General features: G+C 66.1%; 13 protein-coding genes. 3 read left to right on the top strand and 10 right to left on the bottom strand.

Going from position 1 to position 13,393, the window contains the following annotated elements; genetic code table 11:
• Window positions 1-16 precede the first annotated feature (16 nt).
• The gene (locus H8B22_RS10585) at window positions 17-1,222 is read right to left on the bottom strand and encodes an aminotransferase class I/II-fold pyridoxal phosphate-dependent enzyme (protein WP_187711388.1); all 1,206 of its coding nucleotides are present in this window, start codon (window positions 1,220-1,222) and stop codon (window positions 17-19) included.
• A gap of 155 nt (window positions 1,223-1,377) precedes the next feature.
• Window positions 1,378-1,872 carry a peptidylprolyl isomerase gene (locus H8B22_RS10580; protein WP_187711387.1) on the bottom strand — a complete coding sequence of 165 codons (495 nt, stop codon included), beginning with the start codon at window positions 1,870-1,872 and terminating at the stop codon, window positions 1,378-1,380.
• A gap of 167 nt (window positions 1,873-2,039) precedes the next feature.
• Between H8B22_RS10580 and typA the strand changes: the two genes are divergently transcribed.
• The 3 genes from typA (at window position 2,040) to H8B22_RS10565 (ending at window position 6,243) form a co-directional block, all read left to right on the top strand.
• Window positions 2,040-3,869 carry a translational GTPase TypA gene (typA, locus tag H8B22_RS10575; RefSeq protein WP_187711386.1) on the top strand — a complete coding sequence of 610 codons (1,830 nt, stop codon included), beginning with the start codon at window positions 2,040-2,042 and terminating at the stop codon, window positions 3,867-3,869.
• Window positions 3,870-3,903: 34 nt separating this feature from the next.
• The gene (locus H8B22_RS10570; RefSeq protein ID WP_187713617.1) at window positions 3,904-4,392 is read left to right on the top strand and encodes a DUF2127 domain-containing protein; all 489 of its coding nucleotides are present in this window, start codon (window positions 3,904-3,906) and stop codon (window positions 4,390-4,392) included.
• A gap of 183 nt (window positions 4,393-4,575) precedes the next feature.
• Window positions 4,576-6,243 (top strand): amidase, encoded by a 1,668-nt coding sequence (locus H8B22_RS10565; protein WP_187711385.1) that lies wholly within the window; start codon window positions 4,576-4,578, stop codon window positions 6,241-6,243.
• Between the two features lie 27 nt (window positions 6,244-6,270).
• Here H8B22_RS10565 and H8B22_RS10560 read toward each other — a convergent pair whose 3' ends face one another.
• From H8B22_RS10560 to secY, 8 genes are all read right to left on the bottom strand, one after another.
• Window positions 6,271-7,659, bottom strand: coding sequence for a class II 3-deoxy-7-phosphoheptulonate synthase (locus tag H8B22_RS10560; protein WP_187711384.1), 1,389 nt, complete (start codon window positions 7,657-7,659; stop codon window positions 6,271-6,273).
• A 127-nt stretch (window positions 7,660-7,786) separates the two neighbouring features.
• Complete coding sequence (locus H8B22_RS10555) at window positions 7,787-8,296, bottom strand: disulfide bond formation protein B (protein ID WP_187711383.1); 510 nt, start codon at window positions 8,294-8,296, stop codon at window positions 7,787-7,789.
• 193 nt (window positions 8,297-8,489) lie between these two features.
• Window positions 8,490-8,861 (bottom strand): 50S ribosomal protein L17, encoded by a 372-nt coding sequence (gene rplQ, locus H8B22_RS10550; RefSeq protein ID WP_187711382.1) that lies wholly within the window; start codon window positions 8,859-8,861, stop codon window positions 8,490-8,492.
• Window positions 8,862-9,041: 180 nt separating this feature from the next.
• Complete coding sequence (locus H8B22_RS10545) at window positions 9,042-10,040, bottom strand: DNA-directed RNA polymerase subunit alpha (protein ID WP_187711381.1); 999 nt, start codon at window positions 10,038-10,040, stop codon at window positions 9,042-9,044.
• A gap of 159 nt (window positions 10,041-10,199) precedes the next feature.
• Window positions 10,200-10,829: a 30S ribosomal protein S4 gene (gene rpsD, locus H8B22_RS10540; protein ID WP_187711380.1), complete on the bottom strand. Its 630-nt coding sequence runs from the start codon at window positions 10,827-10,829 to the stop codon at window positions 10,200-10,202.
• Window positions 10,830-10,843: 14 nt separating this feature from the next.
• Entirely contained in the window at window positions 10,844-11,239 is a 396-nt protein-coding gene (rpsK, locus tag H8B22_RS10535) for a 30S ribosomal protein S11 (RefSeq protein ID WP_187711379.1), read from the bottom strand.
• Between the two features lie 13 nt (window positions 11,240-11,252).
• Window positions 11,253-11,609 carry a 30S ribosomal protein S13 gene (gene rpsM / locus H8B22_RS10530; RefSeq protein ID WP_187711378.1) on the bottom strand — a complete coding sequence of 119 codons (357 nt, stop codon included), beginning with the start codon at window positions 11,607-11,609 and terminating at the stop codon, window positions 11,253-11,255.
• 362 nt (window positions 11,610-11,971) lie between these two features.
• Entirely contained in the window at window positions 11,972-13,327 is a 1,356-nt protein-coding gene (secY, locus tag H8B22_RS10525) for a preprotein translocase subunit SecY (RefSeq protein WP_187711377.1), read from the bottom strand.
• Window positions 13,328-13,393 lie beyond the last annotated feature (66 nt).

Raw genomic sequence — 13,393 nt, 5'->3', positions numbered from 1 at the left:
AAATGGTTTCGAAAGATCAGGCCAGTTCGTTGAAGAACTCGGCAAACCGCTGCAGGCCCGGGGCCAGCTGCGGCGTCGGGCAGGTGTAGCTGATGCGCAGCGCGCGCGGCTCGCCGAAGGCCGAACCCGGCACGCAGGCCACGCCCTTGGTTTCCAGCAGCGCGTTGCAGAAGTCGACATCGTTGTCGACCTTGATGCCACTCGGCGCGTGGGTCTTGCCGAACGCCACCGAGATGTCCGGGAACACGTAGAACGCGCCCTGCGGACGCGGGCACACCACGCCCGGCAGCGAATTCATCACGTCCATCACCTGGTCGCGCTTGGCCTGGAACTCGGCGCACTTCTGCGTCGGCACGTCCTGCGGACCGGTGAGCGCGGCGACAGCGGCCGCGGTGACGATCTCGGGGATGTTGGTGATGTGGTTGGAGTTCATCGTCGCGATCGCCTGCGCGACCGATTCCGGACCGGCCATGAAACCCACGCGCCAACCCGGCATGCCGTAGGTCTTGGACAGCGAGTCGATGAAGATCACGCGATCGCGCAGCTCCGGGCGGGCGTGCACGAAGTTGTGGTAGCCCACGCCGTCGAACACCATGCGGTTGTAGATGTCGTCGGTGATGATCCAGGTGTCGGGATACTTGGCGACGACGTCGGCGAGCGCGCTGATCTCGTCCTTCGAATAGACCATGCCGGTTGGGTTCGACGGATTGTTGAACAGGAACACCTTCGGCTTCTTCGCCAGGGCCGCGTCGAGCTGCGCCGGCGTGACCTTGTAGTCCTGCGAGGGCGGGCACGGCAGCAGGTCGATCTTCGCGTTGACGATCTCGGCGATGTCGAGGTAGCTGGTCCAGTACGGCGTCGGGAAGGCGATCGTGTCGCCCTCATCGAGCAGCGCCTCGGCCAGGTTGTAGATCACGTGCTTGGCGCCGATGCCGGTGGCGACGTTGACCTTGGCGTAGCCGTCCAGGCCGATCTTGTGGATGTGCGCCAGGAACGCGTCGAGCAGCGCATCGGAACCGCGGTTGCTGCCGTACTGCCCGCTGTCCTTGGCCAGCGCATCGCGCGCGGCGGCGTAGACATGCTCGGCGGGGAGGAAGTTGGGGACACCGATCGAGAAACTGACGATGTCGCGACCTTCGGCCTTGAGGCGCTTGGCCTTCTCGGCCACCTGCATGATCGCGCTGGGCTTGGCGCGACCGATGCGCCGGGCAAGCTGGGGCATGGGGACGGAACCTGTGGAGGGAAGCTGCATATTGTAGCCACGCCGCCGCGGCATCGCAGCCCGAAGGCCGTGCCGCTCAAGGCGGAACGGGGCGCTTTCGCGCCCCGTTCCGATCTCCGCTCTTGTCTTGCGCCGGACGCGTGCCGGCGCCGGGCTCAGGCCGCGAGGACCTTGTTCCACTCGGCCACGCGGTCGGCCTTGGCAGCCAGCACGGCGGCGGCATCGCCCTCGATCTTCAGCGACTTGATCAGGTCGCCCTGCTTGATCGCATCGACCACGTCCTGGCCCTCGAGCACCTTGCCGAAGACGGTGTGCTTGCCGTCCAGCCAGCCGCAGGGGACGTGGGTGATGAAGAACTGGCTGCCGTTGGTGTTCGGGCCGGCGTTGGCCATCGACAGGACGCCGCGCTCGTGGCGCAGGCCGTTGTTGGCCTCGTCCTCGAAGCGGTAGCCCGGGCCGCCGGTGCCGGTGCCCTGCGGGCAGCCGCCCTGGACCATGAAGTCATTGATGACGCGGTGGAACTTCAGGCCGTCGTAGAAGCCGCGCTGGGCCAGGTTGACGAAGTTGGCGACGGTCAGCGGCGCCTTGTCGGCGGCCAGTTCGACGCGGATCAGGCCGCGGTCGGTGTCGAAATTGGCGATCAGGCTCATGGGAGGGCTCCTGCTTGGTGGGGACAGCCCCGGATATGGGGTCTGTGAACGGGGCCGACAAGAATACTCCAGCCGCCCAAGCTGAATGGGACGCGGGTAACCGGGCCGGGCTATACTTATCGGCTTCCTTCCGCTGCCATCGCGCCCCTAGCCGGCGTCCTCCCCGCATGTCCATCGAACGCCTGCGCAATATCGCCATCGTCGCCCACGTCGACCATGGCAAGACCACCCTCGTCGACTGCCTGCTCAAGCAGTCGGGCACCCTGTCCGAACGCACGGTGCTGGCCGAGCGCGCGATGGACAGCAACGACCAGGAAAAGGAACGTGGCATCACGATCCTGGCCAAGAACACCGCCATCACCTGGCAGGGCAACCGCATCAACATCGTCGACACCCCAGGCCACGCCGACTTCGGCGGCGAGGTCGAGCGCGTGCTGTCGATGGTCGACTCGGTGCTGATCCTGGTCGACGCGATGGACGGCCCGATGCCGCAGACCCGCTTCGTCACCCAGAAGGCCTTCGCGATGGGCTTCAAGCCGATCGTCGTGGTCAACAAGATCGACCGCCCGGGCGCGCGTCCGGACTGGGTCATCGACCAGGTGTTCGACCTGTTCGACAAGCTCGGTGCCACCAACGAGCAGCTCGACTTCCCGATCGTGTACGCCTCGGCGCTGCACGGCTACGCCAGCCTCGACGACGCCGCGCGCGACGGCGACATGACCCCGCTGTACGAAGCGATCATGAAGCACGTGTCGCCGCCGGCCGTCGACCCGGAAGGCGCGTTCCAGATGCGCATCAGCCAGCTGGACTACAGCAACTTCGTCGGCCTGATCGGCATCGGCCGCATCCAGCGCGGCAAGGTGCGCAAGAACATGCCGGTCAGCGTGGTCGACCGTGAAGGCAAGAAGCGCCAGGGCAAGATCGTGCAGGTGCTCAGCTTCATGGGCCTGGAGCGCATCGAGGCCGAAGAAGCCGAAGCCGGCGACATCGTCGCCATCGCGGGCATCACCGACCTGTCGATCTCCGACACCGTCTGCGCGCTCGACACCCCGGAAGCGCTGCCCGCGCTGACCGTGGACGAGCCGACCATCAGCATGACCTTCCAGGTGAACAACTCGCCGTTCGCCGGCCACAAGGAATACAGCGGTGGCAAGTTCCTCACCAGCCGCCAGCTGCGCGAGCGCCTGGAGCGCGAAACGCTGCACAATGTGGCGCTGAAGGTTGAAGAAGGTTCCGATCCGGACAAGTTCCTGGTCTCCGGCCGTGGCGAACTGCACCTGTCGGTGCTGATCGAGAACATGCGCCGCGAAGGCTTCGAGCTGGCCGTGTCGCGCCCCGAAGTGATCATCAAGGAAATCGACGGCCAGCAGATGGAGCCGATCGAGCAGCTGGTGGTCGACATCGAAGAGCAGCACCAGGGCGGCGTGATGGAAAAGCTCGGCATCCGCAAGGCGCAGCTGAAGAACATGGAACCCGACGGCAAGGGTCGCGTGCGCCTCGACTACATGATCCCGGCGCGCGGCCTGATCGGCTTCCAGAACGAGTTCCGCACCCTCACTCAGGGTTCGGGCCTGCTGTTCCACGTGTTCGACCACTACGGCCCGAAGGAAACCGGCGCGATCGCCAAGCGCATCAACGGCGTGATGATCGCCAACGCCCCCGGTGCCACTCCTGCCTACTCGCTTGGGCCGCTGCAGGAACGCGGTCGCCTGTTCGCCGCCGAAGGCGACCAGGTGTACGAAGGCCAGCTGGTCGGTATCCACTCGAAGGACAACGATCTCACCGTCAACGCGATCAAGACCAAGCCGCTGACCAACATGCGCGCCTCGGGCAAGGACGACGCGATCCAGCTCAGCCCGGCGATCAAGTACTCGCTGGAACAGGCGCTGGACTTCATCGAGGACGACGAGCTGGTCGAAGTCACGCCGAAGGAAATCCGCCTGCGCAAGAAGTTCCTCACCGAAAGCGATCGCAAGCGCGCCTCGCGCGCGGCCTGATCGCCCGGCACGCTTCGTGCGCGACGACACTCCGATGATCGACGTGGGCGCTCCCTCGCAGGAGCGCCACTACAACCCGGATCCGCACGCGCATCCGGGCCTGCACGCGATCGCGATCTTCGAAGCGGCGAAGGGCCTGCTGGCCCTGCTGGCGGCCAGCGGCCTGGAAATCCTCGGCCCGGTGCCGCTGCAGCGTTGGCTGCATGAACTGATCAACCGCTTCCAGCTCGATCCGCACCACGGCGCGATCGAGTGGCTCTCGAACGCGCTCAATCCCGACTCGGTGCACCTGGCCGCCGCAATCGGCCTCGCCTACGCGCTGCTGCGCTTCGTCGAAGCCTGGGGCCTGTGGCGCGTGCGGACCTGGGCGTCCTGGCTCGGTTGCATCAGCGCGGCGGTGTACCTGCCGCTGGACGTGTACGCCCTGGTGCAACACCCGGGCTGGCTGTCGGTCGCGGTGTTCGCGATCAACCTCATCGTCGTGTGGGTACTCGCCCGCGACATCTTCAAGCGCCACCACTGAGCGGACGGGCTGCGGCGAACGCAGCCGCTGGGCACCCCCTTGCGCCCGACCGTCGCCCCGCGCTGCGCGGCATGCCCGCAGCGTGACGGCCGGCACGCCTCGGCGACACCCCTGCCCTTGCTCCCCCACGGACCGCAGGTGATGCTGAACAGGTCCGCGCCACGTCGCGGTTAGGGGAAATGCATGTCTGTCCTGGGCCGATTCACCGGCGGGCGTTTGCTGCCCGCAACATTGCTCGCCATCGCGATTGTTTCGGCGCTCGGCGCCTGCGAACGCGTGCAGAACGCCTCCGCGTCGGCGCCACCGGCAACCGCAACCCGCAGTGCGTCGGACGGTTTCGCCTATGCCGAAACCGGCGTGGCCGACCTGGCTGCACGCATGGCGCGGGGCGAGCTCGACAGCCGCACCCTCACGCAGGCTTACCTGGACCGCATCGCCGCCATCGACGACGCCGGCCCGCAGCTCAATGCGGTGATCGAACTCAATCCGGACGCGCTCAAGGAAGCCGACGCACGCGACGCCGAACGCAAGGCCGGCCGCGTGCGCAGCCCGCTGCACGGCATTCCGGTCCTGCTCAAGGACAACATCGATGCGACGCCGATGGTGAACTCGGCCGGTTCGCTCGCGCTGGCGGAGCATCGGCCGACGCGCGACGCCTTCGTGGTCGAGCGCCTGCGCAACGCCGGCGCCGTCATCCTCGGCAAGACCAACCTCAGCGAGTGGGCCAACTTCCGCTCGGTGCATTCCACCTCGGGCTGGAGCGGCCGCGGCGGCCTGACCCGCAATCCCTATGCGCTCGATCGCAGCGCCTGCGGCTCGAGCTCGGGCACCGCCAGTGCGATCGCCGCGAACCTGGCCGTCGTCGGCGTCGGCACCGAAACCGACGGCAGCATCCTGTGCCCGGCCGCAGTCACCGGCCTGGTCGGCCTGAAGCCGACCGTGGGCCTGGTGAGCCGCAACGGCATCATTCCGATTTCCAGCAGCCAGGACACCGCCGGCCCGATGGCGCGCAGTGTCACCGATGCGGCGTACCTGCTCGCGGCGATGGTCGGGCGCGACGAAGGCGATGCGGTGACCGCCAACAGCGTCGGACGCGCGGTGTTCGACTATCCCCTGCACCTCAAGGCCGAGGGCCTGCGCGGCGCGCGCATCGGCGTGCTGCGCAACCGCATGGGCATGGATCGCGACGCCGATGCGGCCATGGAGAAAGCCATCGACGCGATGCGGCGCGCCGGCGCGGTGGTAGTGGATGCGCAGATCCCCACCGACGGCCAATGGGACGCCGGCGAACTCGAAGTCCTGACCTGGGAATTCAAGGCCGGCCTGGAGCACTACCTGGAAAGCCGCCAGGCGCCGGTGCGCACGCTGGCTCAGCTCATCGACTTCAACAAGCGGCATGCGGGTGACGAACTGAGCTACTTCGGCCAGGACCTGCTCGAACAGGCCGACGCCAAGGGGCCGTTGAACGATCCGGTGTACCTGGACACGCGCAGCACGATCCGCCGGCTCGCCGGCGTCGAGGGCATCGATGCGGCCCTGCAGGCGCAGCGGCTCGATGCGCTGATCGCGCCCGCCACGAGCCCGGCCTGGAAGGCCGACATGACCAACGGCGATCCGCACGTGCCGTCGGGCTACGGCGCCGCCGCGGTCGCCGGCTACCCCAGCCTGACGGTGCCGATGGGTGAGGCGCGCGGCCTGCCGCTGGGCGTCGTGTTCATGGGCACGGCGTGGAGCGAGCCGCGCCTGCTCGAACTCGGCTATGCCTTCGAACAGGCGACCAAGGCGCGCCGCGCACCGCAGTTCCTCGCGTCGATCCCCGCCGGCGCCGCGCAGGCGACGGCAGCGAAATAAATAGGGATTCCGGCGTTGCCGCCCGGCCTACTCCGGCCGGGCCAGCTGCGCCTGCTTGCGCACGATCAGCATCGCGATCTCCAGCGCCTGCTCGTAGTTGAGGCGCGGATCCACGGTGGAACGGTAGGCCCGCTCCAGGTCGCTTTCGGTCAATTCGCGCGCCCCGCCCAGGCATTCGGTGACGTCTTCGCCGGTCAGCTCCAGGTGCACACCGCCCAGGCGCGTGCCGGCCGCGGCATGCAGGTCGAACGCCGCTTCCAGCTCGCTGCGGATGTTGCGGAAACGCCGCGTCTTGTAGCCGTTGCTGGTGCTCTCGGTGTTGCCGTGCATCGGATCGCACACCCAGAGCACGCGACGGCCATCGCGCTTCACCGCGTCCAGCAGCGCCGGCAGTTTCTCGGCGACCTGCGCGGCCCCCATGCGATGGATCAGCGTGAGCCGGCCCGGTTCGTCGTTGGGATTGAGCACGTCGATCACGCGCAGCAATTGCTCCGGTGTCGCCGACGGACCGACCTTGAGCCCGATCGGATTGCGGATGCCACGGAAGTACTCGATGTGCGCGCCGTCCAGCTGCGCCGTGCGCATGCCGATCCACGGGAAGTGCGTGCTGAGGTTGAACCAGCCCCACTGCCGCGGCACCTGCCGCGTCTGCGATTCCTCGTACGGCAACAGCAGCGCTTCGTGCGACGTGTAGAAGTCGACGCGATTGAGGTTGTGCACCTCGCTGCCCGACAGCGTCTCCATGAAGCGCACCGCGTCGCCGACGCCGTCGACCATGCGCTGGTACTCGTCGGCCAGCGGCGAGTGCCCGACCCAGCTCAGGTTCCAGTATTCGGGGTGGTGCAGGTCGGCGAAACCGCCGTCGATCAGCGAACGGATGAAATTCATCGTCATCGCCGAACGCGCATGCGCCTTGACCATGCGGCGCGGATCGGGAACGCGCGCGTCCTCGGTGAAATCCGGACCGTTGATGATGTCGCCGCGATAGCTCGGCAGTGTCACGCCGTCGCGCGTCTCCATGTCGGCCGAACGCGGCTTCGCGTACTGGCCGGCGAAGCGACCGACACGTACCACCGGCAGGCGCAGCCCGTGCACCAGCACCAGGCTCATCTGCAGCAGCACCTTGAGGCGGTTGGAGATCACCTCGGGCGTGCAGCCTTCGAACACTTCCGCGCAGTCACCGCCCTGCAGCAGGAAGCGCTTGCCGTCCTGCGCCTCGGCGACCTGCTTCTGCAGCGCGAGGATTTCCCACGACGTCACCAGCGGCGGCAACGCGTGCATTTCCTGCAGCACGCCTTCCAGTGCGGCGGCATCGGGATACGTCGGCATCTGCAGCGCGGGATATCCGCGCCAACTTGCCGGAGACCATTCGGTCGGCAGGTTGACGGCGCGGAGGTTGCGATCAGAAGCGGACATGGCACTCGAATGATTGGCGGTTGCTGCGCTGCAGCGAATTTCCATCATCCGCCTGAAATGCAGGCGCTGCAACGGTTACAGCGGCAACCGCTGATGCCGGTTTGGAATACGGATCAGCCGCTCGCGATCAGCGGCGACGGAAGGCCGCGTACACGGCAAAGAGCGTGAGCACGACGAGGCACAGCAGGCTCCATGCCGGCATCGACATGCCGAGGAAAGTCCAATCGACTTTCGCGCATTCGCCCGAGCCCGTCATCACCTTCTGGATGAGCTTCATCGGGCCCATCGTCTGGCGCATGAACTCGAACGGCGCGCCGCAGCTCGGCACCTGGTCCGCCGGCAGATGCGTCAGCCACACATGGCGTCCCGCCACCGCGATGCCGATGCCACCGGCGACAAGCGCCAGCACGCCATAGACACCACGCCATGCCGCTTTCGCGGGACCGTGCAGCGCGCCGAGCAGGAACACGACACCAAGCGCGAAGAATGCGATCCGCTGGAAGATGCACAGCGGGCACGGCTCGAGCGGGTTCACGTCGCGGAACTGCGTGTGGAAGGCATAGCCCAGCAGTGCGCAGCACGCGAGGAAACCCAGCAGGAATTGGATGCGGAACGAAGCGCGGAAGGGATTGCTCATGTCGTTACCTTAACGGCTGGCCGAGTGCATGCAAAGACAGTGCACGCCCTGTTTGGTTCCCGCGCACGCCTGGACGGTGCTGGAGTCCCGCCGAACGGCGGAGCGCACAAAACGAAAAAGCTCCGGCAGGCGCCGGAGCTTTTCGTGGTGCGAACCGCGATGTCCGCCGCTCGATGCGGCAGGAGGAATGCGCTTACTGCGCGGCTTCCGGACGATCGACCAGTTCGACGTAGGCCATCGGCGCGTTGTCACCAGCGCGGAAACCGCACTTGAGGATGCGCAGGTAGCCGCCCGGACGCGTCGCGTAACGCGGGCCCAGGGTGGTGAACAGGGTGCCGACGGCTTCCTTGTCGCGCAGGCGCGAGAAGGCAAGACGACGGTTAGCAACGCCATCGACCTTGGCCAGGGTGATCAGCGGCTCGGCGACGCGGCGCAGTTCCTTGGCCTTCGGCAGGGTGGTGCGGATGAGGCCGTGCTTGATCAGTGAGGCGGCCATGTTGCTGAACATCGCTTCGCGATGGGCGGTGGTGCGGCTGAGGGCACGACCCGACTTCTGGTGGCGCATGACTTGGATTCCTGTTGAATGTTGGAACTGTTGGGTTTCGCTGTCGCCATCCTGGCGTTGCTGCTTGGACTGCGGTTGGTCCGGACCGACCGTTTCCCTGGCCGGCGTGCCGCGGGCCTTCGGGCCCGTCGACTGGGTGTTGCACCATCCCCGCCCGAAGACGGGGATGGCTTACTTCAATCAGCCCATCATGCCGTGCGAGGCGATGCCCGCCGGCGGCCAATTCTCGAGCTTCATGCCGAGCGAAAGACCGCGCTGGGCGAGGACTTCCTTGATCTCGGTGAGCGACTTCTTGCCGAGGTTCGGCGTCTTCAGCAGCTCGACTTCGGTCTTCTGGATCAGGTCGCCGACGTAGTAGATGCTCTCGGCCTTGAGGCAGTTGGCCGAACGCACGGTCAGTTCGAGGTCGTCGATCGGACGCAGCAGGATCGGATCCACGCCGCCGGTCTGCGGCTTGGCAGCGCCGCGGTCGCGGTGGGTGAAGTCACCGAACACCGACAGCTGGTCGCTGAGGATGTCGGCGGCGGTGCGCACGGCTTCCTCGGCGTCGATCGTGCCGTTGGTTTCGATGTCCAGCACCAGCTTGTCGAGGTCGGTGCGCTGCTCGACGCGCGCGGCTTCCACGGCGTAGGCGACGCGACGGACCGGCGAGAACGAAGCGTCCAGCATCAGGCGACCGATCGCACGGGTTTCTTCGTCCGGACGACGACGGGCAGCCGCCGGCTGGTAGCCGAAGCCGCGCTCGATCTTCAGGCGCATGTTCAGCGCCGTGTCCTTGGTCAGGTGCGCGATCACGTGCTCCGGATTCAGGATTTCGACGTTGTGGTCGGTCTTGATGTCGGCCGCGGTCACGATGCCCGGGCCCTGCTTGCTCAGCGACAGCATCGAGCTGTCACCGGTGTGCATGCGGATGGCGACGTCCTTGAGGTTCAGCAGGACTTCCAGCACGTCCTCTTCGAGGCCTTCGACCGTGGTGTACTCGTGCAGCACGCCGTCGATGTCGACTTCGGTGATGGCGAAGCCGGGGATCGACGACAGCAGCACGCGGCGCAGCGCGTTGCCGAGGGTGTGGCCGTAGCCGCGCTCCAGCGGCTCGATCACGACCTTGGCGCGATGGCCGGAGATGCGTTCGATCTGGGGACCACGGGGGCGCAGTACCTGGTTGGCGGTAACCGTCATGTTGTTGCGTTCTCCGTCAATGCCTTCGTGCGTTGTGGGGGTAACGACGACTGGCTGAGGCTTTTGGAGCTCCCTCACTTCGAGGGAGAGGCCGGTGCGCGCGAGGCACACCAGCCTGGGGGTTTTGGTCGGAGCGGCCTTTTCAGGCCGCACCCTTCCTTACTTCGAGTACAACTCGACGATCAGCGCTTCGTTGATGTCGCTCGGCAGGTCGGAACGATCCGGCACGGCCTTGAACACACCAGCGAACTTCTTGGCATCCACTTCGACCCACGACGGCGACAGGTCCATCTGGGCGGAGACGCCCAGCGATTCCTGCACGCGCATCTGCTTCTGGGCGCGTTCCGACAGGGCGATCGCGTCGCCGGCCTTGACCTGGTACGACGGCAGGTTGACCGACTTGCCGTTGACCGTGACGCCGCGGTGCGAGACCAGCTGGCGCGCGGCCGGACGGGTCACGGCGAAGCCCATGCGGTAGATGACGTTGTCAAGACGGGTCTCGAGGAGCTGCAGCAGGTTTTCACCCGTGTTGCCCTTCTTGTTCGAGGCCTTCTTGTAGTAGTTGCGGAACTGACGCTCCAGCAGGCCATAGATGCGCTTGACCTTCTGCTTCTCACGCAGCTGCGTGGCGTAATCCGACAGCTTGCCCTTGCGGGCGGTCGGGCCATGCTGGCCGGGCTTCTGTTCGAGCTTGCACTTGCTGTCAAGCGCGCGGACGGGCGACTTCAGGGAGAGGTCGGCGCCTTCGCGACGGGAGAGCTTGCACTTGGGACCAATATAACGAGCCATGTGTCTTCAGCTCCTCAGACGCGACGCTTTTTGGGCGGACGGCAGCCGTTGTGCGGGATCGGCGTGACGTCGATGATGTTGGCGATCTTGTAGCCGACGTTGTTCAGCGAACGAACGGCGGACTCGCGACCCGGACCCGGACCCTTGATACGCACTTCAAGCGTCTTCAGGCCGTAATCGAGGGCGGCACGGCCGGCCTTTTCGGCGGCGACCTGTGCAGCGAACGGGGTCGACTTGCGCGAACCGCGGAAACCCGCGCCGCCCGAAGTCGCCCACGAGAGCGCGTTGCCCTGGCGGTCGGTGATCGTGATGATGGTGTTGTTGAAAGAAGCGTGGACGTGGGCGATGCCGTCGGTGACGACTCGCTTGATCTTCTTCTTGGTCTTGGCAGCAGCAGCCGGCTTGGCCATGGTCGTCTACCCCTTACTTCTTGATGGCCTTGCGCGGACCCTTGCGGGTACGTGCATTGGTACGGGTGCGCTGACCACGCAGCGGCAGGCCGCGGCGGTGACGCAGGCCGCGATAGCTGCCCAGGTCCATCAGACGCTTGATCGAGATACCGACTTCGCGGCGCAGGTCGCCCTCGACCACGAACTTCGCGATCTCGGAGCGCAGGCGCTCGACTTCCGGTTCCGACAGGTCGCGGATCTTGGTCGACAGGGTAACGCCTGCCGATTCACAGACCTGCTTCGAACGGGTACGGCCAATGCCGTAGATGCTTTGCAGCCCGACCCAGACGTGCTTCTGGGCAGGCAGGTTGACGCCAGCAATACGCGCCATGACGCGATTCTCCAACTGGTTTGACGGCCAGGCTATGAACCCGGCGGAGTGAACAAGAGATGTTAACAGGGTCTCGGGTTACTTGGAAGTACCGGGACCGAGGTCCCAATACCCGGCATGGGGAGTGTGCCCATGCTCCGGCGACAGTTCCGGACTGGCCGAACCGGGTAAGCCCCTTGGGAGCTGCCCTGCCCGGCCCCGCGCACTACTCTGGTGCGCGAAAGGCCCGGAACCACCCGTGCGCGAGACGCCGCCCGGGTCGCCCATCTGAACCCCGGTGTCGATCCGGGATTCGTTGCGGCCGGGAGGATTCCCGAGCCACCAATCAGTCCCGGCCAGGCCGGAACCGCGTTGTTTCTAGATCAGCGGCCGAGGCCGCCACGCGAACCCTTGAGGTTCGCCTTCTTCAGCAGGCTTTCGTACTGGTGCGACATCAGGTGCGCCTGGATCTGCGCGATGAAGTCCATCACCACCACGACCACGATCAACAGCGAGGTGCCGCCGAAGTAGAACGAGGTGCCGAGCTGCGTGCGCATGATCTCGGGCAGCAGGCAGACCACCACCAGGTAGATCGCGCCGGCCGCGGTGAGGCGGGTCAGCACGCCGTCGACGTAGTCGGCGGTGGCCTTGCCCGGACGGATGCCCGGAATCAGCGCGCCCGACTTCTTGAGGTTGTCGGCGGTTTCCTGCGAGTTGAACACCAGCGCGGTGTAGAAGAACGCGAAGCCGATGATCAGCCCTGCATACAGGATCATGTGCAGCGGCTGGCCGGAGTTGAGCATCTGCGCCAGCTTCTGCAGCCAGGTCGCCGAGCTGCCCTGGCTGAACCACGCCGCGGCGGTCGCCGGGAACATCACGATGCTCGAGGCGAAGATCGGCGGGATCACGCCGGCCATGTTGAGCTTGAGCGGGAGGAACGACGACTGGTTCATGTACGCGCTGCGACCGCCCTGGCGGCGCGCGTAATTGACGGTGATCCGGCGTTGCCCGCGCTCGACGAACACCACTAGGTAGGTGAAGCCCAGCACCAGCGCCACGACGACGAGGGCCGCGATGGCATTCATGTCACCGTTGCGGATCTGCTCGAACATGCTGATCACGGCAGCCGGCAGGCCGGCGACGATGCCGGAGAAGATGATCAGCGAGACACCGTTGCCGATGCCGCGCTCGGTGACCTGCTCGCCCAACCACATCAGGAACATGGTGCCTGCGGTCAGCGCGATCACCGCCGTGACGATGAAGCCCGGCCCCGGGTTGTAGACGACCTGGATGCCATTGGCCGCGCCGCCGGCCTGCAGGGCCGTGGCGATACCCCAGGCCTGGAACACGGCCAGCGGGATCGCACCCATGCGCGACCACTGGTTGATCTTGCGACGACCCGACTCGCCTTCCTTCTGGATGGCCTTCAGGCTCGGCACGATCTGCGTCATCAGCTGGACGATGATCGACGCGGAGATGTACGGCATCACGTTCAGCGCGAACAGGCTGAAGCGGTGCAGCGCGCCACCCGAGAACATGTTGAACATGTCCACGATGGTGCCCTGCTGGGTCTTCATCAGCTCCAGCATCGCGTCCGGATTCACGCCCGGCACCGGGATGTAGCAGCCGATGCGGTAGACGATCAGGGCGCCGACGACGAACAGCAGGCGCTGGCGCAGCTCGGTGAACTTACCGACCCCGCCGCCGATGCCCGCCATTGCGTTGCTGCTTTTCGCCATCTTGATGCCGCTCCGATTTGATCAGTACGTTTGATCAGTACGCTTGGTCAGCGTTTGAATCTTCGT

The organism is Lysobacter terrestris (genome assembly GCF_014489475.1).
Classification (GTDB): domain Bacteria; phylum Pseudomonadota; class Gammaproteobacteria; order Xanthomonadales; family Xanthomonadaceae; genus Agrilutibacter; species Agrilutibacter terrestris.
The sequence above is the reverse complement of the archived record's forward strand: the minus strand, read 5'-3'. Positions and strand labels throughout refer to the sequence as shown.

Excerpts from the sequence above, each read along its gene's own strand:
- H8B22_RS10585 (WP_187711388.1), bottom strand. The coding sequence starts at position 1,222 with ATGCCCCAGCTTGCCCGGCGCATCGGTCGCGCCAAGCCCAGCGCGATC.
- H8B22_RS10580 (WP_187711387.1), bottom strand. The coding sequence starts at position 1,872 with ATGAGCCTGATCGCCAATTTCGACACCGACCGCGGCCTGATCCGCGTC.
- typA (WP_187711386.1), top strand. The coding sequence starts at position 2,040 with ATGTCCATCGAACGCCTGCGCAATATCGCCATCGTCGCCCACGTCGAC.
- H8B22_RS10570 (WP_187713617.1), top strand. The coding sequence starts at position 3,904 with ATGATCGACGTGGGCGCTCCCTCGCAGGAGCGCCACTACAACCCGGAT.
- H8B22_RS10565 (WP_187711385.1), top strand. The coding sequence starts at position 4,576 with ATGTCTGTCCTGGGCCGATTCACCGGCGGGCGTTTGCTGCCCGCAACA.
- H8B22_RS10560 (WP_187711384.1), bottom strand. The coding sequence starts at position 7,659 with ATGTCCGCTTCTGATCGCAACCTCCGCGCCGTCAACCTGCCGACCGAA.
- H8B22_RS10555 (WP_187711383.1), bottom strand. The coding sequence starts at position 8,296 with ATGAGCAATCCCTTCCGCGCTTCGTTCCGCATCCAATTCCTGCTGGGT.
- rplQ (WP_187711382.1), bottom strand. The coding sequence starts at position 8,861 with ATGCGCCACCAGAAGTCGGGTCGTGCCCTCAGCCGCACCACCGCCCAT.
- H8B22_RS10545 (WP_187711381.1), bottom strand. The coding sequence starts at position 10,040 with ATGACGGTTACCGCCAACCAGGTACTGCGCCCCCGTGGTCCCCAGATC.
- rpsD (WP_187711380.1), bottom strand. The coding sequence starts at position 10,829 with ATGGCTCGTTATATTGGTCCCAAGTGCAAGCTCTCCCGTCGCGAAGGC.
- rpsK (WP_187711379.1), bottom strand. The coding sequence starts at position 11,239 with ATGGCCAAGCCGGCTGCTGCTGCCAAGACCAAGAAGAAGATCAAGCGA.
- rpsM (WP_187711378.1), bottom strand. The coding sequence starts at position 11,609 with ATGGCGCGTATTGCTGGCGTCAACCTGCCTGCCCAGAAGCACGTCTGG.
- secY (WP_187711377.1), bottom strand. The coding sequence starts at position 13,327 with ATGGCGAAAAGCAGCAACGCAATGGCGGGCATCGGCGGCGGGGTCGGT.